Source organism: Mycobacterium riyadhense, assembly GCF_963853645.1.
In the GTDB taxonomy this organism is placed as follows: Bacteria; Actinomycetota; Actinomycetes; order Mycobacteriales; family Mycobacteriaceae; genus Mycobacterium; species Mycobacterium riyadhense.
This window is the reverse complement of sequence record NZ_OY970456.1, coordinates 1757482-1776720: the sequence shown is the minus strand read 5'-3', so window position 1 is coordinate 1776720 and position 19239 is coordinate 1757482. Positions and strand designations below refer to the sequence as shown.

General features: G+C 64.0%; 17 protein-coding genes. 5 read left to right on the top strand and 12 right to left on the bottom strand.

Features of this window, described 5'->3' with window-relative positions; genetic code table 11:
* Position 1: 1 nt before the first annotated feature.
* On the bottom strand, positions 2-856 hold the full coding sequence (locus AADZ78_RS08105; RefSeq protein WP_085250857.1) for a DoxX family protein: 855 nt from the start codon (positions 854-856) through the stop codon (positions 2-4).
* Between the two features lie 202 nt (positions 857-1058).
* Between AADZ78_RS08105 and AADZ78_RS08100 the strand changes: the two genes are divergently transcribed.
* Entirely contained in the window at positions 1059-2180 is a 1122-nt protein-coding gene (locus AADZ78_RS08100) for a PQQ-dependent sugar dehydrogenase (RefSeq protein ID WP_085250858.1), read from the top strand.
* A gap of 9 nt (positions 2181-2189) precedes the next feature.
* Here the strand turns inward: AADZ78_RS08100 and AADZ78_RS08095 are convergent, their stop codons facing one another.
* The 4 genes from AADZ78_RS08095 to AADZ78_RS08080 form a co-directional block, all read right to left on the bottom strand.
* Positions 2190-2774 carry a flavin reductase family protein gene (locus AADZ78_RS08095; protein WP_085250876.1) on the bottom strand — a complete coding sequence of 195 codons (585 nt, stop codon included), beginning with the start codon at positions 2772-2774 and terminating at the stop codon, positions 2190-2192.
* Between the two features lie 72 nt (positions 2775-2846).
* On the bottom strand, positions 2847-4358 hold the full coding sequence (gene gatB, locus AADZ78_RS08090) for an Asp-tRNA(Asn)/Glu-tRNA(Gln) amidotransferase subunit GatB (protein WP_085250859.1): 1512 nt from the start codon (positions 4356-4358) through the stop codon (positions 2847-2849).
* A gap of 77 nt (positions 4359-4435) precedes the next feature.
* On the bottom strand, positions 4436-5419 hold the full coding sequence (locus tag AADZ78_RS08085; RefSeq protein ID WP_204903436.1) for a MinD/ParA family ATP-binding protein: 984 nt from the start codon (positions 5417-5419) through the stop codon (positions 4436-4438).
* A gap of 219 nt (positions 5420-5638) precedes the next feature.
* Positions 5639-6493: a MinD/ParA family ATP-binding protein gene (locus AADZ78_RS08080; protein WP_239656768.1), complete on the bottom strand. Its 855-nt coding sequence runs from the start codon at positions 6491-6493 to the stop codon at positions 5639-5641.
* A 617-nt stretch (positions 6494-7110) separates the two neighbouring features.
* Here AADZ78_RS08080 and AADZ78_RS08075 point away from each other — a divergent pair.
* Genes AADZ78_RS08075 through AADZ78_RS08065 form a run of 3 tightly spaced genes read left to right on the top strand, consistent with a single transcriptional unit; the run spans position 7111 to position 11026 of the window.
* The gene (locus tag AADZ78_RS08075) at positions 7111-7767 is read left to right on the top strand and encodes a TetR/AcrR family transcriptional regulator (protein WP_085250861.1); all 657 of its coding nucleotides are present in this window, start codon (positions 7111-7113) and stop codon (positions 7765-7767) included.
* Positions 7764-8198, top strand: coding sequence for an MmpS family transport accessory protein (locus AADZ78_RS08070; protein ID WP_085250862.1), 435 nt, complete (start codon positions 7764-7766; stop codon positions 8196-8198). The genes AADZ78_RS08075 and AADZ78_RS08070 overlap by 4 nt, the downstream gene beginning before the upstream one ends.
* A complete protein-coding gene (locus tag AADZ78_RS08065; protein WP_085250863.1) occupies positions 8195-11026 on the top strand; it encodes an RND family transporter in 2832 nt (943 codons plus the stop codon). Before AADZ78_RS08070 ends, AADZ78_RS08065 begins: the two co-directional genes overlap by 4 nt.
* A 13-nt stretch (positions 11027-11039) precedes the next feature.
* Here AADZ78_RS08065 and AADZ78_RS08060 read toward each other — a convergent pair whose 3' ends face one another.
* The 3 genes from AADZ78_RS08060 to gatC form a co-directional block, all read right to left on the bottom strand.
* Positions 11040-12071, bottom strand: a complete 1032-nt coding sequence (locus tag AADZ78_RS08060) for an ATP-dependent 6-phosphofructokinase (protein ID WP_085250864.1) — start codon at positions 12069-12071, stop codon at positions 11040-11042.
* A gap of 95 nt (positions 12072-12166) precedes the next feature.
* The gene (gene gatA, locus AADZ78_RS08055; RefSeq protein ID WP_085250865.1) at positions 12167-13648 is read right to left on the bottom strand and encodes an Asp-tRNA(Asn)/Glu-tRNA(Gln) amidotransferase subunit GatA; all 1482 of its coding nucleotides are present in this window, start codon (positions 13646-13648) and stop codon (positions 12167-12169) included.
* A complete protein-coding gene (gene gatC, locus AADZ78_RS08050; RefSeq protein ID WP_085250866.1) occupies positions 13645-13944 on the bottom strand; it encodes an Asp-tRNA(Asn)/Glu-tRNA(Gln) amidotransferase subunit GatC in 300 nt (99 codons plus the stop codon). The genes gatA and gatC overlap by 4 nt, the downstream gene beginning before the upstream one ends.
* Positions 13945-14047: 103 nt before the next feature.
* Between gatC and AADZ78_RS08045 the strand changes: the two genes are divergently transcribed.
* Positions 14048-14704: an amino acid-binding protein gene (locus AADZ78_RS08045; RefSeq protein ID WP_139828743.1), complete on the top strand. Its 657-nt coding sequence runs from the start codon at positions 14048-14050 to the stop codon at positions 14702-14704.
* Here the strand turns inward: AADZ78_RS08045 and AADZ78_RS08040 are convergent.
* The 4 genes from AADZ78_RS08040 to AADZ78_RS08025 all read right to left on the bottom strand — a co-directional run bounded on the left by AADZ78_RS08040 (position 14701) and on the right by AADZ78_RS08025 (position 19237).
* Positions 14701-17604 (bottom strand): RND family transporter, encoded by a 2904-nt coding sequence (locus AADZ78_RS08040; RefSeq protein WP_085250868.1) that lies wholly within the window; start codon positions 17602-17604, stop codon positions 14701-14703. The genes AADZ78_RS08045 and AADZ78_RS08040 overlap by 4 nt on opposite strands.
* Positions 17601-18005: an MmpS family transport accessory protein gene (locus tag AADZ78_RS08035; protein ID WP_085250869.1), complete on the bottom strand. Its 405-nt coding sequence runs from the start codon at positions 18003-18005 to the stop codon at positions 17601-17603. Before AADZ78_RS08035 ends, AADZ78_RS08040 begins: the two co-directional genes overlap by 4 nt.
* 172 nt (positions 18006-18177) lie before the next feature.
* Complete coding sequence (locus AADZ78_RS08030; RefSeq protein ID WP_139828747.1) at positions 18178-18789, bottom strand: TetR/AcrR family transcriptional regulator; 612 nt, start codon at positions 18787-18789, stop codon at positions 18178-18180.
* A gap of 19 nt (positions 18790-18808) precedes the next feature.
* Positions 18809-19237 (bottom strand): tautomerase family protein, encoded by a 429-nt coding sequence (locus AADZ78_RS08025; protein ID WP_085250870.1) that lies wholly within the window; start codon positions 19235-19237, stop codon positions 18809-18811.
* Between the last annotated feature and the right edge of the window lie 2 nt (positions 19238-19239).

The following is a 19239-nucleotide window of genomic DNA, read 5'->3' as shown; positions in this document are numbered from 1 at the left end:
GTCAGCCGAGCGGATTCACGCCGTTCAGAAAGACCCACACGGCGATGCCGGCGGCAATGCCGGTTAGCAGCGCTACAAATGAGCCGATGAACGGCCGGTGTGCCCAGCCCCGGCGGCCATCGAAGCCGTAGCGGCCGGGACCGGTCAGGATGACGGCGACGGCCATCACGACGAGGGTGATCTGGTACTCGTGCCCGTTCGGCAGGAAGTAGGTGAAGGGGTGCGAATGCTGTGCCGACATGCTGGCGAGTAGGCCGTTGATGAAGAAGGCCAACGCCCCCGCGGCGGCCAGCGGGGTGAACAGCCCCAGCACCAGCAGCACTCCCGCTACGATCTCGCCGCCGGCGCTCACATAGGCCAGGATGTCGGCGTGCTGGTAGCCCACGTCGGACAACGAGTTTTTGAATCCGGTCAACCCCTGACCGTCCCACCAGCCGAATAGCTTCTGCAACCCGTGGGCGATCAGCACCGCGCCCAGCCCGAGCCGCAGGATCAGCAGACCGAGATTCTGGGTGCCGCGCCGAGAGGCCGCTCGAACCCGATCGTCCTCCTCATCGATGTCGATGGCGGCAGGTGCCGCCTGAATCTGCCGACCGGCCGCCGATGGCTGGACGTATGGCAACGGCTCCTGAGCGTCGAGCAGGTTGTATGTCGAGCTGGCGGCGGTGGAGTTAACCGGGTCATACGGCGGGATGACGGTGGTGGTTCCGGTTCCGCTGGTTCCAAAGTCGCTGGAATACCTGACGGGGGTTAAGTCGTCTTCGGGGTCGACCAGGCTTGCCGAGACGGGGCGGCCCGGTGCTGGCTCGGGTGAATCGCCGGGCCGCTGCCAATGTGAGTCATGCGAACTGGTCACGCGTGTCAGGGTAAGGGCATTTAGACCTGAATTGGGGATTTGAGCCGCGCTTTCACCCGACAAATCCGCACTTTATCCGTGAAAAGCACACCACGAGGCCCAAAATGGCCCCGGATGAGCATGCATCGGCCCCAAAAGGCTCCGCGCTCGTGCCGATGGGGCGTGTGGCGGCGATGCCCGCAATGTCCGTAGCCTGTCGATCATGCGGATAACGCGGTCGGTTCGATGCGGGATCGCTGCCCTGTGTGCGGCGATGCTGGTGTCGAGCGGCTGCGCACGGTTCAACGACTCCCAGTCGCAGCCGTTCACAACCAATCCGGAACTGCGGCCCCCGCCCAGTTCGTCGCCGCCACCGCCGCCGCCGCTGCCGCCGACACCCTTCCCCAAGGAATGTCCGGCGCCCGGGGTCATGCAGGGCTGCCTGGAGAGCACCAGCGGGCTGATCATGGGTGTCGACAGCAAGACCGCACTGGTTGCCGAGCGCACCACCGGAGCGGTCAAGGAGATTTCCATCAGCGCCGAGCCGAAGGTGAAGATGGTCATCCCGGTCGACCCGTCCGGTGATGGCGGCCTAATGGACATCGTGTTGTCGCCCACGTACTCGCAAGACCGGCTGATGTACGCCTATGTCAGCACCCCCACGGACAACCGGGTCATCCGGATCGCCGACGGCGATATCCCGAAGGACATCCTGACCGGAATTCCTAAGGGCGCTTCCGGAAACACCGGGGCACTGATCTTCACCAGCCCCACCACGCTGGTCGTGATGACCGGAGATGCGGGCGACCCGGCGATGGCTGCCGACCCCAAGTCGTTGGCCGGCAAGGTGTTGCGGATCGAACAGCCCACCACCATTGGCCAGGCGCCGCCGACGACGGCGCTGTCGGGCATCGGCTCGGGCGGCGGCCTATGCATCGACCCCATCGACGGCTCGCTGTATGTCGCCGATCGCACCCCCACCGCGGACCGATTGCAGCGCATCACCAAGAAGTCCGAGGTCTCCACTGTGTGGACCTGGCCGGACAAGCCCGGCGTGGCCGGGTGTGCGGCCATGGACGGCACCGTGCTGGTCAACCTGATCAACACCAAGCTGACGGTGGCGGTCCGGCTAGCGCCGTCGACCGGCGCGGTCACCGGTGAACCGGACGTCGTTCGCAAGGACACTCACGCCCACGCGTGGGCGTTGCGAATGTCACCGGACGGCAACGTCTGGGGGGCGACCATCAACAAGACCGCCGGTGACGCCGAGAAGCTCGACGACGTGGTGTTCCCGCTGTTCCCGCAGGGTGGCGGCTTCCCGCGGAACAACGACGACAAGACCTAACGCGCCCGGTCAGGGTACGTCGAGGGTGAACCTCACGCCGCCGTATCGGCGTGTCGCTTCGCCCCTTTCGCGGTTGTAGAACCGCTGCTGTGCGGCCTCCTGGCCGGGGTCGTCGTTGTCATCGATATCAAAGTCGAGGTCGGAGAGGTAGAGCAGATCCTCCTCTGACTCGGGAGCCCACACGCTGACCGGTTCCAACAGGTAGGCCACATAATCGCCAACTTCACTGCGACTGGCGATCCGACCGACGAACCAGGCGACCGCGTCGTCGAGAATCGGCGTCCCATAGGGGCCGGCGCGCCACTTGCAACGCACGAATTGATCGATCTGGTCGTCGGTTTGATTGGCGAACAGTTCGGCCAGCACATGCTGGCGCTGCGCAAGCACATGCACCGCCAGGTGCTCGGATCGGCTCGCCACGTCTGAGATGCCGCTGCTCCTGGGCAGACCGACCATGAAACTCGGGGGCTGCACGCTCGTTTGAGTGGCAAAGCCGACCAGACAACCCGAAGGGTGGCCGTCTGCCTGGGTGGTCACGACGAACACCGGGCCGTCCAGCATCGCCATCAAGTCATCGAACGCTTCACCGACCATACGACCATCATGAACCGCCACGACGTCTTCGCCTACTCCTTTGCAGCGATCACTGGGCGAGCTCTTAGGTACTCAGCCCTGACCGCAGGCCGCCAGGACGAGTTCGCGAACCCGGGCCGCATCGGCCTGTCCCCGGGTGGCCTTCATCACCGCACCGACGATCGCTCCCGCAGCGGCCACCTTGCCGCCGCGAATCTTTTCCGCCACATCAGGATTGGCTGCCAGGGCCTCGTCGACGGCGGCCTGGGTGAGTGAATCGTCGCGAACCAGCGCCAAGCCGCGAGCGGTCATCACCTCCTCGGGTTCGCCTTCGCCGGCTAGCACACCCTCCACGACTTCGCGGGCCAGCTTGTTGGACAGCTTGCCTTCGTCGACCAGTGCGATCACCGCGGCGACCTGGGCTGCAGTGATGGCCAGTTCGTCGAGTTGCACGCCGGCCTCGTTGGCCTTCTGCACCAGGAAGTTCCCCCACCAGGAGCGGGCTTCCTTGCTGGGCGCGCCGTGTTCGATGGTGGCGGTGACCAACTCGACCGCACCGGCGTTGACGAGATCGCGCATTACCTCGTCGGAAATACCCCACTCCTGCTGAATCCGCTTGCGACTCAACCACGGCAACTCGGGGATGGTCTGGCGCAGTCGCTCGACCAGTTCGCGGCTGGGCGCGACGGGCTCGAGGTCCGGCTCCGGGAAATACCGATAGTCCTGCGCGGTCTCCTTTGCGCGGCCCGGGCTGGTGTACCCGGCCTCGTGAAAGTGCCTGGTCTCCTGAGTGATCCGACCGCCGGCAACCAAGACGGCGCCTTGGCGTTGCATTTCGTAACGCACCGCGACTTCGACACTCTTCAGCGAGTTGACGTTTTTCGTCTCGGTACGGATGCCGAACTCGGTTGCCCCCGTAGGCTTTAGCGACACATTGGCGTCACACCGCATCGAGCCCTGGTCCATCCGCACATCGGATACATCCAACGCGCGCAACAGGTCTCGCAGCGCCGTCACATAGGCGCGGGCGATCTGCGGCGCTCGGGCTCCGGCTCCCACGATAGGTTTGGTGACGATTTCGATCAGTGGCACGCCGGCGCGGTTGTAGTCGATCAGCGAGCCAGTCGCACCTTCGATGCGGCCCGTCTCACTGCCGATGTGGGTGAGCTTGCCGGTGTCTTCCTCCATGTGCGCACGCTCGATCTCCACCCGCCAGGTGGTGCCGTCATCCAGAGGCGCATCAAGGTAGCCATTGACGGCGATCGGCTCGTCGTATTGCGATATCTGGTAGTTCTTCGGCATGTCTGGGTAGAAGTAGTTCTTGCGCGCGAAGCGGCACCAGGGCACGATCTCGCAGTTCAGCGCCAGCCCGATCCGGATCGCGGACTCCACCGCCGCCTGGTTGAGCACCGGCAGCGAGCCGGGCAGACCCAGACACACCGGGCACACCTGGGTGTTGGGTTCGGCACCGAAGGCGGTGGCGCAGCCGCAGAACATCTTGGTCACGGTGGAGAGCTCGACATGGACCTCTAGGCCGAGCACCGGATCGAAGCGCGCGACGACGTCGTCGTAATCCAGCAGGTCAGCGCCCGTAGCAACACTCATGCGCTCGATCCTAACGACTTGGCCGGTGGCTCGAAGCGGGGCGGAGCCGGCCGAGGCGGGTCGCCGCACCTGGTCGGTCAGCGGGAGGGTGAATGCGCGCCGACTGGTTGGCGGCGCTCTCTACCGCCGCTGGGGAACATCTCGGCCAGGGCGGCCGCCATCTCTAAGTAACAGCGGCGACTTTTCCTGCTCAGCCGGTCCAGGCCGATCTCTTTGCCCTCGTGTACATGCCGATCGAACGGCAGCACCACCGTGGCGGCCACCAGAGCGGACAGTCGCTCAAGTTCCTTACCCGACAAGACGCTCAGTTGGGCAGGTTCGGTGTGGTTTATGGCTAGTACCGTTGACCCAACTAATTTCTGATATCCATTGTTACGCAACCACTCCAGCGTGGTTCTCGTCTTCCGAACAGCGTCGATCGAGGTGCTGCTGACCACCACAAGCGCCTGCGCCTCCGGCAAGACGGCCTCCATCACGCTGGACTTGAGCGCCTTCACGCAGTCCACCAGGACTACCGAGTAATGCTTGCGCAGAATGGAAAACACTTTGACGACGTCGGGACGCTCCAACCGCCAATGAGTGTTCGCATATTCGGGCAGACCGAGCACTTCCAGCCCCGAGCTGTTCATGAACGTATGCGCCCGCACGTCCACGTACCGAGTGACCGAACAGTCCCTGACGAGATCGACCATGCTCAGACGGCTGCGCCGGCCGTGCCGATCGGACAAATCCCCGCCGTCGATATCAACGGCGATCACTCGGTCGTCGCGGACATCGGCGAACGTTGAGCCCAGCACCTCAACCACCACAGTCTTGCCAACCCCACCCTTGAGGTTGAGCACGGCGATGGGAAATGCGCCGCCAACCGGTGTACGGATTTGGTCGCGCAACCCGAGTTCATAGGCCGAGCCTTTAATCCGACCGAGATCGATCCGGGTAATCCGATAAATCACGTCGCGCCAGCTTGCCCTGGCCGCTTCCCGGGTGTCCCGCGGGTCGAGGCCGTCGAGCGCCGTCCCACCCGGAATCCGTTCGCGCGGAACCGGTTCGGGCGCCCGCATTGCTGACGGGCTCGTTGCCAACGGCCGCGACGACTCGGGTGGCAACCGGTACCCTGCCCCATCCGCGCGATAGAACTGCGGCACCGTTGTCGACGTCCAATTGACGCGAACACGCCAACTGGACGACGGCCGCCTCGTGGGACGGTCTCCATGAAAACGACCGCGGTCGCTCATACCCGACGGAATAGCCAGTCTGCGTCGGTCGGAAACCGACAATAGTCAGACTGACAGCGGATTGGCGCCGATTTCTGCCGGGTGATCTCGCTGCAGGGCCGCTCCGGAAGACATGTCGCCCAGCACGGCGGCCAGTTCGAGGTAGCGGAGCCTGCTCTTCCGGCTCATCTGCTCGAGGGTAACCTGGGTGCCGTCACGCAAGTGCCGATCAAAAGGCAACATCACAACGCACGCCACCCGGCCAACCAGCTGGCCAAGTTCCGTGCTCACCGACGCGTTGGTCCTACGTCTGTCGGTATGGTTTACCACCAGCACAGTCGATTCAAGCAGTCGCTGATATCCGTTGTCGCGCAACCAATTCAGCGTGACTCTCGTCTTTTTCAGGGCGTCGACTGAGGCGTCACTGACGATCACCAGGGCTCGGGACTCCAAAAGGACCGCCTTCATGACAGTGGACTTCATCGACTTGACGCAGTCCACCAACACGACCGAGTAATGCTTCTTGAGCGCCGAGAACGCTTTGACGAAGTCGTCATGCTCGATCCGCCACTCACTGGGTGCATAGTCGGGCAAACCCAACACGTCGAGGCCTGAACCGTTCTTGTACGCGTGCGCCCGCTCATCGAGATACCGGGTAATCGATCCGTCAGCGAGGATGTCGATCATATTCACTCGGTGTCGGCGACCGTGCCGCTCAGCAAGATCCCCGGAATCGAGGTCCACGGCGATGACCCCGCCGTTACGGACGTCGGCGAAGGTCGACCCGAGCGCTTCCACGATCGTGGTCTTGCCCACGCCGCCCTTGAGGTTGAGGACAGCGACGGGAAAGGCGCACCCCACTGGTCTCCCGGCCCGATCCCGCAGCCAGCGCAGATATATCTCGCCTCTTCCGGGGCGCACAGCGACCCGGAAGAAGCGATGTAGCAAACCGCGCCAATTGAACCTGCCGCTGTCACTGGTTTCCCGCGCGTCGAGGTCGAGTGCCCAGCGATCCTCGCGTGCAACCGGCGACCGCGATCGCGCACGTCTGACCGGAGGCCGTTGAGCCGGAGCCGTGGGCGCCGGCGCGCGCCCCGATTCAAGCGGCCGTTGGTAGCCGGGATTACCCGGCTGCTGGACGCGCCGAGGCACGGTTGCGACGTCCATTCGCGGGCCATCACGCCGCGCGGGCGGGCCTGGGCGCGGTGTTGGTGGGCCCTGGGGCTCCGGCGCCGGAAGGCGCTGCGGTGCTTCACCGCGATATCGACCGCGGTTATTCATGCATCGTGCGTTACCCGGTTTGTCTTCTCGGAAACCTCGTCGTGTTTCCTCATTGGAAACCCTAAGGTTCGACCGCTGTGGCCGATTTGTTGTAAGCCGTACAGATCGGGCACAACCCAGTAAGGGTATTGAGCATGAACGACCCGGCTCGTAATATGCGAACAGTAATTCGCATTCTTGTTAAGAGGTGGTGGCGGTGCACCAAAACACTTTTCGTGATGCATTCGCAAAAGGATCCGGCCTTGTGACCCCCAGCCATGTCGGCACCGCCAGTCACTGACCGGTCGGCTCCATCCGGATTCCATCCGCCCCAGCAGGCACGCAGCCGCGCAGCGCTGCAACGGTTACTCGCCTCCGCCGAACACGTCTTGATCAATGACGGGCTCGACGAGCTCACGATCGCCCGCGTCGCCAACCACGCCGGGGTATCCGTTGGTGGCGTCTACCGACGATTCGCGAGCAAGGAGCAGTTGATCGAGGCGGTAAAACAGGCGCTCGCCGAGCGACTCGAAGAGGCCGTCGCCGCGGCATTTGACACGGCCGAGCCGTCACTGGGTGGTGTCATCGACGCCTTTGCCACGGCGCTGGCCGAGACCCTGAATCAAAACGGCCGGCTCATTCCCGCCCTGCTGGCCAGTGCACGCAGCGCTGATCCGCCGGAGCAAGGGCTGCGCGCTGTCACCGGATTGCAGCAGCGGTTCGTCGATGCTGCGACGGCTCATCAGGAGCAGATCCGCCACCCGGATCCCGTGGTCGCGCTCAACATTGCGTTTCGCACCGTGCTTGCGGCCGGCACCCACCGCGCCGCGATATCACCCTGGTTGCCGGACGGCCTGACGTGGCAACAGTGGGCCCGCGAAATGGCCGACATGGTCACGGCGCATCTGACCGCCAATCGTCAAGGGCTCTCATGATGCAGAGGGTGCGGCGGTATTGGCTCCCGCTGTTGGTCTTGGTGGTGCTCGCGCTAGGGGGTTTCGTGATTCACCGAATGCACGGGGTTTTTGGGTCAAACAACGAGATCACCCGCGAAGGCTCCGGGATCGCGAAAGACGCGGTGCCATTTGACCCGAAGCAGGTGACCTACGAAGTCTTCGGACCACCGGGCACCCTCGCCACCATCAATTACCTTGACCTGTCGGCCAATCCACGAAGCCTCAAACAGGTCCCGCTGCCATGGACGCTCACGCTGACAACGACGGCCCCGGCGACCAGTCCGATCCTGCTGGCCCAGGGAAACACCCACACGATCGGCTGCCGGATCACCGTTGACGGCAAGGTCAAAGACGAGAAGTCCACTCACGGCGTCGACGCTTTCACCTTCTGCCAGGTGAAGTCGGCATGAGCATTCCCCGGTTCATCCACGCGTTCGCGGTGCCCCTCCTGTTAGGTTGGGTGGCGCTGGCCGTGCTGCTCAACGTCGCCGTGCCGTCCCTGGAGGATGTGGGCCAGGAGCACTCGGTGTCACTAAGTCCGGCGGATGCTCCGTCGATGCAAGCCATGAAGCACATCGGACGTGTCTTCAAGGAGTCCGACTCCGACGCCTCGGCGATGATTGTGCTCGAGGGCGACCAGCCGCTTGGCGATGAAGCGCACCGCTACTACGCCGATCTGGTCAAAAAGCTCAAGGCCGAGAAAGCCCACGTCCAGCACGTTCAGGATTTCTGGGGAGACCCGCTGACCGCCGCCGGAGCCCAAAGCAGCGACGGCAAAGCCACGTATGTCCAGCTCAACCTCGCTGGCAACCAAGGTGAATCGCTGGCCAACGAGTCGATCGCCGCGGTCCGCCAAATCGTCGACAGCACACCGCTACCGGCCGGCCTCCACGTCTATGTCACCGGCGGGGCCGCGCTCATCGCCGATCAGCACCACATCGGGGATACCAGCCTGCGGCTGGTCACCGCGATCACGGTGGTGGTCATTTTGGTCAGCCTGTTCATCGTGTATCGCTCGGTTACCACGGTGGTGCTGGTCCTGGTGATGGTGTTCCTGGAAATCGCGGCGGCCCGCGGTGTTGTGGCCGCGCTTGGGCACTACGACCTCATCGGGTTGTCGACGTTCTCGGTGAACCTCCTGACCATGTTGGGCATCGCGGCGGGCACCGACTACGCGATCTTCGTGTTGGGCCGCTACCACGAGGCCCGCAACGCCGGTGAGGATCGCGAAACCGCCTTCTACACCATGTATCGCGGTACCGCGCCCGTAATCCTGGGTTCGGGCCTAACGATCGCGGGTGCGACGTACTGCCTGCACTTCACCCGGCTGCCCTATTTCCAGACGCTGGGTGTTCCGCTCGCGATCGGCATCATGGTGGCGGTGCTGGCGTCGCTGACCATGGCACCGGCAATGTTGGTGGTCGGCAGCCGGTTCAGACTCTTCGAGCCGAAACGTGCTGCGCGCACCCGTGGTTGGCGACGAGTGGGGACGGCAGTGGTCCGTTGGCCGGGGCCGATCCTGGCCGCGGCGTGTGCCCTTGCACTGGTCGGGCTGATCGCGCTCCCCGGCTACAAGACCAGTTTCAACGACCGGAAGTTCATGCCGAAAAACATGAGCGCGATGGAGGGATTCGACGCCGCCGACCGGCATTTCTCCCAGGCCCGGATGAATCCGGAAGTCCTGATGGTGCAAGCCGACCAGGATCTGCGCAACTCGGCGAACATGCTGATCATCGAACGCATTGCCCGCAACGTTTTTCACACTCCGGGCATCGCGCGGGTGCAGGGCATCACCCGGCCGTTGGGCACCCCGATCGACCACACGTCGATTCCCTATCAGATGGGCATGCAGGCCGTCGGGCAGGAGTTGACGCGGGATTACATGCAGCGCCAAATGGACAGCATGCTGGTCATGGCCGACCAGATGGAGACCATGGTCACCACGATGGAAACCATGATCGGGATCATGAAGGAGCTCACCGGCATTACCCATAACCTCGTTGAGCAGACGAAATCCATGGTGGCCGAGGTCAACGACCTGCGGGACCGCATATCAGATTTCGATGATTTCTTCCGGCCCATCCGCAGCTATTTCTATTGGGAGAAGCACTGTTTCGACATCCCGGTGTGCTGGGCACTGCGTTCGGTGTTCGACACCTTAGATGGCATCGACACGATCAGCGACTCCATCGGAGAACTGGTAGCGCAGATGGACAAACTCGACGCGATTATGCCGCAGATGCTGAAACTGCTGACCCCGATGGTCTCGATGATGAAATCGATGCACAACATGATGCTGTCGATGCACAGCACGATGGCCGGAATTCAGGACCAGGGCGCCGCGATGCAGGGCAAGGGCAACGCGATGGGTCAGGCCTTCGATACCTCCAAGAACGACGACTCGTTCTACCTGCCTCCGGAGGTGTTCGACAATCCCGACTTCAAACGGGGCATGGACATGTTCATCTCGCCGGACGGAAAAGCGGTGCGGTTCATCATTTCTCACCTCGGAGACCCGGCCACCCCCGAAGGCATTGCCCACGTCAACTCGATCCGCAACGCGGCCTTCGAGGCCATCAAGGGCACGCCGGTGGAGAACGCACGCATCTATATCGCCGGCACCGCGGCCACCGCCAAAGACATGAAAGAGGGATCCACCTACGACCTGCTGATCGCCGGCGTGGGAGCCCTAGTCCTGATCTTCATCGTGATGCTGATCTTGACCCGCGCCGTGATCGCCGCGGCGGTCATCGTCGGGACGGTGGTGCTCTCCCTCGGCACGTCGTTCGGGCTGTCGGTGCTCATCTGGCAGTACATCCTGGGCTTCGATCTGCACTGGATGATCCTTGCGATGTCGGTGATCATCCTGTTGGCGGTGGGATCCGATTACAACCTGCTGCTGGTATCGCGGTTCAAGGAGGAAATCCACGCCGGCATCAAAACCGGCATCATCCGATCCATGGCGGGCACCGGCGCCGTCGTCACCTCGGCAGGCCTGGTATTCGCGTTCACGATGATCTCCATGGGCGCCAGCGCGCTGCTCATCCTCGCCCAGGTGGGCAGCACCATCGGGATGGGCCTGCTGTTCGACACGCTGGTCGTGCGTTCGTTCATGACACCGTCGATCGCGGCGCTGTTGGGTCGCTGGTTCTGGTGGCCGCAGCACGTACGCACCAGGCCATTGCCGGTCCCGACTCCGGCGCAACCTCGACACATCGCAGCACTGGTGGGCTCGTAGGCTCCAGCGTGCGTTATCCGAAGAAGGCGGCCGCGTCGTCGTACCGGCTTTCCGGCACCAGCTTGAGCCGACGCACCGCATCCGCCAGCGGCACCCGACCAATGTCCTGCCCGCGCAACGACACCATCTGGCCGTACTCACCGGCATGCGCCGCGTCGGCGGCGTTGACCCCGAACCGCGTGGCCAGCACCCGGTCGTAGGCCGTCGGAGTGCCGCCGCGCTGGACGTGGCCCAGCACGGTCACCCGGACGTCCTTGTTGATGCGTTTCTCCACCTCGGCGCCCAGCTGGGCGGCTACGCCGGTGAATCGCTCATGGCCGAACTCGTCAATTCCGCCCTCGCGCAACTGCATCGACCCCGCGATGGGCTTCGCCCCTTCGGCCACCACGCAGATGAAGTGGGAGTCGCCACGCTGGAAACGCCGTTTGACCAGCCGGCACACCTCTTCGACGTCGAAGGGCTGTTCGGGGATCAGCGTCATGTGAGCGCCGGACGCCAGCCCGGCGTTCAATGCGATCCAGCCGGCGTGCCTGCCCATCACCTCCACCAGCATCACCCGCTGGTGGGATTCGGCGGTGCTGTGCAACCGGTCTATGGCCTCGGTGGCCACCGTCAACGCGGTGTCGTGGCCGAAAGTCACGTCGGTGCAGTCGATGTCGTTGTCGATGGTCTTCGGGACACCGACCACGGGAACGTTCTCCTCCGATAGCCAGTGCGCGGCGGTCAGGGTGCCTTCACCGCCGATCGGAATGAGTACGTCGATGCCGTTGTCGTCGAGGGTCTGCTTGATCTGGTCCAGCCCGGCGCGCAGCTTGTCGGGGTGCACGCGCGCGGTGCCCAGCATCGTTCCGCCCTTGGCCAGCAGCCGGTCGTTGCGGTCGTCGTTGCGCAGCTGCATGCGCCGGTTCTCCAGCAACCCGCGCCACCCGTCCTGGAATCCGACCACCGACGAGCCGTAGCGAGCGTCGCAGGTGCGCACCACCGCCCGGATGACGGCATTGAGGCCGGGACAGTCTCCGCCCCCCGTGAGAACTCCGATCCGCATGCCTTCATCTTGCCTCGCGGCCGGCTTAGGTGGCGCGAGCAGACGCAAAAGCACCCCAAAACGGCTCGTTTTGGGTGCTTTTGCGTCTGCTCGCCCTAGATAGCCGAGGGCAACGGGCCGCGGGCGGCCTCGTAAGCGGCGCCGACCCGATATAGCCGGTCGTCGGCCAATGCGGGTGCCATGATCTGCAAGCCCACTGGCAGTCCGTCGTCCGGAGACAACCCTGACGGCACCGACATACCGCAGTGGCCAGCGAGGTTGAGCGGCAAGGTGCACAGGTCGAACAGATACATGGCCAGCGGATCGTCGACCTTTTCGCCCAGGCCGAACGCGGTGGTCGGAGTCGCCGGCGACACCAACACATCCACGGACCGGTAGGCCTCGTCGAGATCGCGGGCGATCAGCGTGCGCACCTTCTGCGCCTGGTTGTAGTAGGCGTCGTAGTAGCCGGCCGACAATGCGTAGGCGCCGATCATAATGCGTCGCTTGACCTCTGGACCGAAGCCCGCGGCCCGGGTCAGCGCCATCACTTCCTCGGCGCTGCGGGTGCCGTCGTCGCCGACCCGCAGCCCATAGCGCATGGCGTCGAAGCGCGCCAGGTTGCTCGACACCTCCGACGGCAAGATCAGGTAGTAAGCGGCCAGCGCGTATTCGAAGTGCGGGCAGTCGACTTCGCTCACCTCCGCGCCCAGTGCGGTCAGTTGCTCAACCGCGGCCTCGAAGGACTCGTGCACGCCGGGCTGGTAGCCCTCACCGCGCAGTTGTTTCACCACGCCGATCCGCACACCGCTCAGGTCACCGGCCGCGCCAGCCTTCGCGGCGCCCACGACGTCGGGGATCTCGGCGTTGATAGACGTCGAGTCGCGGGGATCGTGGCCGGCGATCACCTGATGCAGCAGCGCGGTGTCCAGCACGGTACGCGCGCAGGGACCGCCCTGGTCCAGCGACGACGCACACGCCACCAGCCCGTAGCGCGAAACCGTTCCATAGGTGGGTTTGACGCCGACGGTCGCGGTCAACGCGGCCGGCTGCCGGATGGAGCCGCCGGTGTCGGAGCCGATGGCCAGCGGCGCCTGGAACGCAGCCAGCGCCGCCGCACTGCCACCACCGGAGCCACCGGGCACCCGGTCGACATTCCACGGGTTGCGGGTTGGGCCGTAGGCGGAGTTTTCCGTCGACGAGCCCATCGCGAATTCGTCCATGTTGGTCTTGCCCAGGATCGGGATCCCGGCCTCACGCAGCCGCGCGGTCAGCGTGGCGTCATACGGCGACCGCCAGCCCTCAAGGATCTTGGACCCACAGGTGGTGGGCATGTCGACGGTGGTGAACACGTCCTTGAGCGCCAGCGGCACCCCGGCCAGCGGTGACGGCAGCCGCTCCCCTGCGCCCAATGCCCTGTCGACGGCGGCCGCGGCGCTCAATGCCTCGTCGACCGCCACATGCAGGAAGGCGTGATACCGGTCATCGGTCGCCTGGATCTGGTCCAGGCAGGCCTGGGTGAGCTCTGTGGAGGACAGCTCCTTGGTGGCGATCTTGGCGGCCAGCGTGGCGGCGTCCGATCTGATCATGTCCGTCACTCGACTTCGCCCAGGATCTGCGGGACGGCGAAGCGGCCGTCGACGGCTACCGGCGCCTGGTCGAGCGCCTGCTGCTGCGTCAGGCACGGCGCGGTCTGGTCCGGGCGCGTGACGTTGACGTCCTTGAGTGGGTTGTCGGTGGCTTCGATGCCGGTGACGTCGACCGCCTGGATCTGGCTGACGTGGGTCAGGATGGCGTCGAGCTGGCCGGCGAAGCTGTTCAGCTCGGCATCGGTCAACGCCAGCCGAGCGAGTCGGGCTAGGTGAGCAACCTCGTCGCGAGAGATTTGTGACACGAGCGAAAAGCCTAACCGTTCGCGAGCGTGGGGCTGGCTTCACGTTCGCCCGCCCGGCCCGGCCGAAATGCCACGGATACATGCCTGTGCAACAGTGTTGGCCGTGCCGTCGTATCTGTTGCGCATCGAGCTACTCGACCGACCGGGCAGCCTGGGGTCGCTGGCGGTCGCACTCGGGTCGGTGGGGGCCGACATTCTGTCGCTGGACGTCGTCGAGCGCAGCTCGGGATATGCCATCGACGATCTGGTGGTCGAATTGCCCCCGGGAGCGATGCCCGACACGCTGATTACCGCCGCCGAGTCACTGACCGGCGTCCGCGTGGACAGCGTCCGCCCCCATTCGGGTCTCCTGGAAGCACACCGCGAGCTGGAGCTCCTCGACCATGTCGCAGCCGCCCACGACAATGCGTCCAGGCTGCAGGTTCTGGTCGACGAGGCGCCCAGGGTGCTGCGGGTGAGCTGGTGCACGGTGTTGCGCAGCTCCGACGCAGAGCTGCTGCGCCTCGCGGGCAGCCCGGGCGCGCCGGAGACCCGGGCGGATTCCGCGCCGTGGCTGCCCATTGAGCGGGCCGCGCCGCTGGACGGGGGCGCCGAGTGGGTGCCGCAGGCCTGGCGCGATATGGACACCACCATGGTCGCGGCGCCGCTGGGCGATCCCCACACCGCGGTGGTCCTGGGCCGTCCAGGCCCGGAATTCCGGCCTTCGGAGGTGGCCCGGTTGGGCTATCTGGCCGGCATCGTGGCGACGATGCTGCGCTAGCTACCGCGGGCAGCGTCGGTGACCGCCGGGTCGTCGTCTTCCCACAGCAGTAGCTGGCGAACGGCCGGACGCGGCCCGTACGGGCGGAGCATTGTGCTGGCCGGACGTGGACGTACGCGCTGGGGCCACCAGAACCAGCGACCGAGCACCGTCGCGATTGACGGCGTCATAAAGGACCGCACGATCAGCGTGTCGAACAACAGCCCGAGGCCGATAGTGGTGCCTATCTGACCGAGAACCTGAAAGCCGCTGAACACGAACGCACACATCGTGACGGCAAAAACCAGGCCGGCGGACGTGACGACCGAGCCGGAACCGGCCATCGCACGGATAATGCCGGTCTTGAGTCCGGCACCGATTTCCTCTTTGAACCGGGATATCAACAACAGGTTGTAATCGGATCCGACGGCCAGCAGCAGGATCACGGCAAGCGCAAGAACGACCCAGTACAGCTGGATGCCGAAAATGTATTGCCAGACCAATAGAGAGAGCCCAAACGAGGCGCCGAGCGAAAGGGCCACCGTGCCCACGATGACCAGCGCGGCCACCAAACTTCGGGTGATCATCATCATGATCAGCAGAATCAGAGCGAGTGCGGCGATTCCGGCGATCATCAGGTCATATTTGGCGCCGTCCTGGATGTCCTTGTAGGTGGCCGCGGTGCCACCCAGATAGACCTGGGCGCCGGCCATCGGGGTGCCCTTGACGGCTTCGTGCGCCGCCTTTCTGATCGGCTCGATATGCGAGATGCCCTCGGGCGTCGCGGGATCACCGTCATGGGTGACGATCATGCGCGCGGCCTTGCCGTCGGGCGAGAGGAACAATTTCAGGCCGCGTTTGAAATCGGGGTTGGTGAAAACCTCGGGCGGCAGGTAGAAGGTGTCGTCGTTTTTCGCCACGTCGAAAGCGCGACCGAGCGCCGTCGCGTTTTCGATCGCCGCCGCCGTCTGGGCATAGATGCCCGAAAGTGTGGCGTAGTTCGCCATGGTCAACTCGTGATTGGTCTGCTGGCTGGCGATCTGGGGCGGGATCAACTCCACAAGTTTGGGCTGCAGCGCATCGAGTCTGTCCAAGGTAGCCGTGAGGTCTTCAAATTTTTCCGCGAGCTGATCGATCCCGTCGAGCGCGTCTAGCACCGACCTGATCGCAAAGCAGACCGGGATGTCGTAGCAATGCTTTTCCCAATAGAAGTAGCTGCGAATCGGCCGGAAGAAGTCGTCGAAATTCGCGATCTTGTCTCGCAGGTCATTAATGGTGGCGATCGTGTCGTGGAAGCTTTCGGCCTCGCTGTGGGTGGTGGTCGCCAGCTCCTGCTGCAGGGCGTATTGCTGTTTGAGAATGTCGATCGTTTTCGACAGCTCCGCGGCCTGCCGCAGCACGTCGTTGGCGCGATCTCGTTGGTACCCAAGATTTTCGATCTGGTTGGCGCTTTGCGCGCTGATTTGAAACGCGAGCGAACTGTGGTCGAGTGGAGTTCCCAACGGCCTGGTAATCGACTGCACCTGGGCGATACCGGGTACGTGGAACACCGCCTTGGCGACCTTGTCCAGGATGAGCATGTCGGCTGGGTTCCGCATGTCGTGATCCGTCTCGATCATCATTAATTCGGGCTCCAATCGGGCCCGGGAAAAGTGCCGCTCGGCGGCCGCATATCCGACATTGGCCGGGGCGCTGGCCGGCATGTAGGGACGCGTGTCATAACTCGTCTGGTATCCCGGCAGGGCGAGCAGACCCACGAATGCCAACGCAAGGGCCACCGCCAGAACGGGTCCGGGCCAGCGGACAATGGCCGTGCCGATCCGGCGCCATTCGCGTGTTCTCATCATGCGTTTGGGTTCGAAGATGCCCACCAGAGCGCCGAGCGTTATGACGGCAGGGGCCAAGGTGAGCGCGGCGGCAAGCGCAACGAGAATGCCCAGTGCGGCAGGAACTCCCAGGCTTTGGAAATAGGGCAGCCGGGTAAAGCTCAGACAAAATACGGCACCGGCGACGGTCAGGCCCGAACCCAAGACGATGTGGGCCGTTCCACGAAACATGGTGTGGTAAGCGGTTTCTCGATCCTCGCCGGCACCACGGGCTTCCTGGTAGCGGCCGACGAGGAATATCGCATAGTCCGTTCCGGCGGCAATCACCAGCAACGTGAGCAGATTCGTCGAGTACGTCGACAGCCCGATGATCCCGGCGTGCCCAAGAACCGCGACGAGTCCCCGGGCGGCGGCCATCTCGATGAGGACCGTGGCGAGCACCAGAAGCGTGGTGAGGAAGGAGCGGTAAACGAAGAACAGCATCACTGCGATCACCCCGACGGTTATCGCGGTGACCTTTGCGGTCCCCTTGCTGCCCACGTCAAACTGATCCGAGATGAGCGGGGCGGCGCCGGTGACGTAGACCTTGACACCCGGTGGCGGTTGCGTGTGCTCGATAATGTCGCGGACAGCTCCGACGGACTCGTTGGCCAACGCCGACCCTTGATTACCCGCGAGATTCAGCTGCACGTACGCCGCCTTGCCGTCGGCGCTCTGTGATCCCGCCGCGGTCAGGGTGTCGCCCCAAAAGTCCTGAACGTGCTGGACATGCTTGCGGTCCCGTTCGAGCTGGCGGACCAACCCGTCGTAGTAACGGTGCGCGTCCGCGCCGAGGGGGTTGTCACCTTCCAGGACGACCATGGCCGAGCTGTCGGTGTCAAACTCGTGAAACACCTGGCCGATGCGTTTGGTCGCCTGCAGCGAGGGTGCATCGGACATGATCAACGCGACGTTGTGGGTCTTGCCGATCTCCTCCAGTTGGGGCACCACGGAGTTGGTGACGGCGGCCAACGCAATCCAGAACAACAGGATCGGCACCGAGAGCCGGCGGATGGTGTGCGGTATGCGAGGCCGCGTGGGTTGTGAGTCGGTCATCCGGATTTGTCCAGGCAGAAGGTGTAGGCGGTCGGTGTGTTGACGGTGCGTTCGTCTTTGACTTCACCGTTGACGGTGATGCGGCAGCCGATGGTGTCGCCGTTGCCCTGTGCTACAACGTTGCCGACCACCGCGGGCTCGGTCGTGGTGATGGTGAACGACCAGGGCAGGGGCGCGTCCCGGACTTGCTGCGGCTGCGCGTTGACATCCAAGTAGTTGATGGTTGCGACGGCGCCCGGTGCGCCAAAGACCTCGAGAACCACGTGCTTGGGGTTGAACGGAATGATCTCGTTGGAGATGCCACTGTTGGCCGACACGTTGTTGTGAGAGCCGAAGATTCCGTGCAGGCGGTAGATCGCAAATCCCGCGATCGCCACGACGACCACCGCGACCACCGCCATCCACCCTCGTTTAACGAGCGCCGTAATCGAAATCCCCTTCACCCGTAGCCCTTTCGATGATCGGGTGATACGCCTACGTCTCGGACGGCGACGCTTCGAGCATGATCGACGCCTATGACAGTACGGTACTGAACCGTACTGCACAAGAGACGTGAGCGTACACTTTGACGGCTCAACGCCCGGTGGATCGGGTGAGCCCGGGGATGATGAAGTCGTCGACGAGCGCTTGCACGGTGCGACAGGTGGGCGGACGACCCGAGACGATGGCCCGGAAAATGAGGTACCCGGGCAACAGATCCCACAGATCGTCGGTAATGGCGGCTTCGACGATCTCTCCGCGGTCGACGGCATCTTGAAGCACGTTCTTGATCAAGGCTTCGCGCTGATCGATGAATTGATGCTGCATGGCCTCGTTGAGCGCGGGGTGGCGAGATACCTCGAAAAGCACCGCACGCATGGTGCTGGCCTGTTGGTGTGCTTGCTGGCAGCAGATCTCGCCAAGTTTGAGCAAATCACCGCGCAGCGTGCCGGTATTCGGGGGAACCGCGACTTGACGGACGCCTTCGATGAATGCGGCCAACACCAATTCGGCTTTCGACGGCCAACGTCGATACACGGTGGCCTTGCTGGCACGCGCGGTGTTGGCCACGGCATCAACCGTCAAGCGGTCGTAGCCGTGCTCCTGCAGCAGCTGCAAAGTCACCGCGAGCAACTCGGCCTCGCGGGGCGACCACGGCGATAGGTCCGCGGACCGGTCGGCAGCCTGGGTCATGATGCCCACGATAGAACCACCCCGGTAATCGCTATTGGCTGGCGAGGAGCTCGCCAAGCACTTCCTGGTTTTGTTCCAGCCATTGCGCCTCTTCGCCGGGGGCGGGCATGATCAGCCCGGCCTCCATGATCGAGGTGGGGTCTACGTCGTTCAAGCCGATCAACAGGGAGCGGGCATCCTGCCCGGTGATCGCCACCCACGCCTCCGACAGCTCGGTGAGCAGTCGCGCCCGCGTCTCGCGATCTCTGCCGGCGCGAATGTTGCCGTTGATCACCGAACAGGTGTTGAGTCTACCGGCGGTGAAGTAGCAGGTGGGGTCGTACTCGGCGAACATGACGTTGACGAATCCGCGCGGTGCACCCGTTACGTCGCAATGGATTTCGGTGATGGCTTTCGCCAGTTGTGCGCGGGTATCGGCGCTGAGCGATCCCGCTGGGACCAGACATTGATAGAACGGCATCA

Coding starts and splice junctions, on each gene's coding strand:
- AADZ78_RS08085 (WP_204903436.1), bottom strand. CDS start 5,419: ATGCGGGCGCCCGAACCGGTTCCGCGCGAACGGATTCCGGGTGGGACG.
- AADZ78_RS08095 (WP_085250876.1), bottom strand. CDS start 2,774: ATGGTCGGTGAAGCGTTCGATGACTTGATGGCGATGCTGGACGGCCCG.
- AADZ78_RS08040 (WP_085250868.1), bottom strand. CDS start 17,604: ATGACCGACTCACAACCCACGCGGCCTCGCATACCGCACACCATCCGC.
- AADZ78_RS08060 (WP_085250864.1), bottom strand. CDS start 12,071: ATGCGGATCGGAGTTCTCACGGGGGGCGGAGACTGTCCCGGCCTCAAT.
- AADZ78_RS08065 (WP_085250863.1), top strand. CDS start 8,195: ATGAGCATTCCCCGGTTCATCCACGCGTTCGCGGTGCCCCTCCTGTTA.
- AADZ78_RS08100 (WP_085250858.1), top strand. CDS start 1,059: ATGCGGATAACGCGGTCGGTTCGATGCGGGATCGCTGCCCTGTGTGCG.
- AADZ78_RS08025 (WP_085250870.1), bottom strand. CDS start 19,237: ATGCCGTTCTATCAATGTCTGGTCCCAGCGGGATCGCTCAGCGCCGAT.
- AADZ78_RS08070 (WP_085250862.1), top strand. CDS start 7,764: ATGATGCAGAGGGTGCGGCGGTATTGGCTCCCGCTGTTGGTCTTGGTG.
- AADZ78_RS08035 (WP_085250869.1), bottom strand. CDS start 18,005: ATGGCGGTGGTCGCGGTGGTCGTCGTGGCGATCGCGGGATTTGCGATC.
- AADZ78_RS08075 (WP_085250861.1), top strand. CDS start 7,111: ATGTCGGCACCGCCAGTCACTGACCGGTCGGCTCCATCCGGATTCCAT.
- gatB (WP_085250859.1), bottom strand. CDS start 4,358: ATGAGTGTTGCTACGGGCGCTGACCTGCTGGATTACGACGACGTCGTC.